The 2,016-nt window shown below is 53.1% G+C and carries 3 protein-coding genes; all 3 read left to right on the top strand.

The annotated features are described in order from the left end of the window. Nucleotides 1-471 (top strand): NADH-ubiquinone oxidoreductase-F iron-sulfur binding region domain-containing protein (locus ACEW8P_RS19845; RefSeq protein WP_373514813.1); only part of this gene is annotated, 471 nt, incomplete at its 5' end. Nucleotides 472-566: 95 nt separating this feature from the next. Beyond that, nucleotides 567-1,688, top strand: coding sequence for a 2Fe-2S iron-sulfur cluster-binding protein (locus ACEW8P_RS19840; RefSeq protein WP_373514812.1), 1,122 nt, complete (start codon nucleotides 567-569; stop codon nucleotides 1,686-1,688). A gap of 145 nt (nucleotides 1,689-1,833) precedes the next feature. Continuing rightward, nucleotides 1,834-2,016, top strand: a 183-nt coding sequence (locus tag ACEW8P_RS19835) for an NADH-quinone oxidoreductase subunit H (RefSeq protein WP_373514811.1), incomplete at its 3' end; no start/stop codon positions are given.

Below are 2,016 nucleotides of genomic sequence, written 5' to 3'. Positions count from 1 at the left end.
CCGATCATTCCGGCCAACTTAGTCTACAAAACAGCCGAGGGCGAAGACCGGCTGATGAGTTACGAGTCGCTGTCCGACGGTGGCTTTGCTACGGGTACTATGCTCGGTTCGGGCGGTTTCATTGTCTTCGACGAGACGGCCTGCATCGTACGCAATACCTGGAACTTCTCGCGCTTTTACCACCATGAATCCTGCGGACAGTGCAGCCCTTGCCGTGAAGGAACGGGATGGATGGAGAAAGTACTCCACCGCATCGAACACGGCCACGGCAACATGCGCGACATCGACCTGCTGGTGGATGTTGCCAAGAAAATAGAAGGAAACACAATCTGCCCGCTCGGCGACGCTGCCGCCTGGCCTGTCGCCAGCGCCATCCGCCACTTCCGCGAAGAATTCGAATGGCACGTGACGCATCCAAAGGAGGCAACAATGCCTGGGGCGGTGTACATGGGGGAAGCGGAGCTGGTCTAATTTAATTTTGAATGATAGAATGATAGAATGAGTGAATAAGCAGGCGAAAGCAATATTCTATCATTCTATCATTTACTCATTCTATCATTGATAGCATGGAAGAAGATAAAAAACTAAACTTATTTAAGATAACCTTCGACGGTATTGAGGTCGAGGTAGAGCCAGGGACGACGATTATGCAGGCCGCGCGACGCATTGCCGAGGCCGACGCTAGTCAAGGCCATTTGGTGCCGCCCGCCATGTGCTATTACAAGCCTTTGGAAGGCAGCGGCGGCAAGTGCCGTGCCTGCCTGGTAAAGGTAGCGCAGGGGTCAGCCAAGGACACGCGGCCCATGCCCAAGTTGATCCCCTCGTGTATTACACAAGTGCAAGACGGTATGGTAGTCGAGAATGTGACTAATCCCGCCGTACTGGAAGAGCGCAAGGCGATAGTAGAATTTCTGCTGCTCAACCACCCGCTCGACTGCCCGATCTGCGATCAGGCGGGTGAGTGCCACTTGCAGGACTTTGCCTACGAGCATGGTTCATCGGCTCAACGATACGAAGAGGAGCGGCGAACGTTCGAGAAGCACGACATCGGCCCGTACATTCAACTGCACATGACGCGCTGCATCCTGTGCTACCGCTGTGTCTATACTGCCGATCAGATCACCGAAAAGCGCGTTCACGGCGTATTGGGCCGGGGCGACGCCGCCGAGATAAGTACTTATATCGAGAAGGCGATCGACAATGACTTCTCCGGCAACGTCATCGACGTTTGTCCGGTAGGAGCTTTGACTGACAAAACCTATCGTTTCAAGAACCGCGTGTGGTTCAGTAAGCCCGTGGATGCTCATCGCGATTGTGACAAGTGCAGCAGCCACGTGACACTTTGGTACCGGGGTGAGGAAGTTATTCGTGTCACAGCGCGCAAAAACGAGTGGGGTGAAGTACAGGAATGGATTTGTAACACCTGCCGCTTTGAAAAGAAGAAAACCAGCGACTGGGTACTCGAAGGCCCTACGAAAGTGCTGCGCAGTTCGGTCGTTTCGGCTAACAAGTACCGCTCCGACACAATTAAAAAGCCTGACTTCGCCCTGCGCCTGGCCAATTCACAGTACAAACCCATCGACGACTCCCGCCCGTTCATCACCGACGAAAACACGGTGCGCCAGTTGAGCATTGAGAATAACGAGAAAGCGAACGAGCGCTCGGCGTTCGAGAGTAGTGAAAATTAAGAAAAAGGTCAAACAGTAAAAGGTTAAAAGGTCAATCGGCGTTCTACGCTGTCCAGTATGTTTTGAAAAAAAGAAATTCTCAAACCGTTGACCGGTTCACCATTGACCTTTTAACCCAAAGAAAAACGCCACCATCAACACCCAAATGGAGTTAATACCTTTCATTATAAAATCCCTCATCATCCTGGTCATCTTCGGCCTGACGTTGTTGATTGCCATGTACTCGACTTACGGCGAGCGCAAGGTGGCGGGATTCATTCAGGATCGCCTTGGCCCCGACCGGGCCGGGCCCTGGGGGCTTTTACAGCCCCTGGCCGACGCCGGGAAA

The sequence above is a fragment of the Persicitalea sp. genome, assembly GCF_041751555.1.
Classification (GTDB): Bacteria; Bacteroidota; Bacteroidia; order Cytophagales; family Spirosomataceae; genus Persicitalea.
Note: the sequence above shows the minus strand (reverse complement) of the source record. Positions and strands in the feature narration are given on the sequence as shown.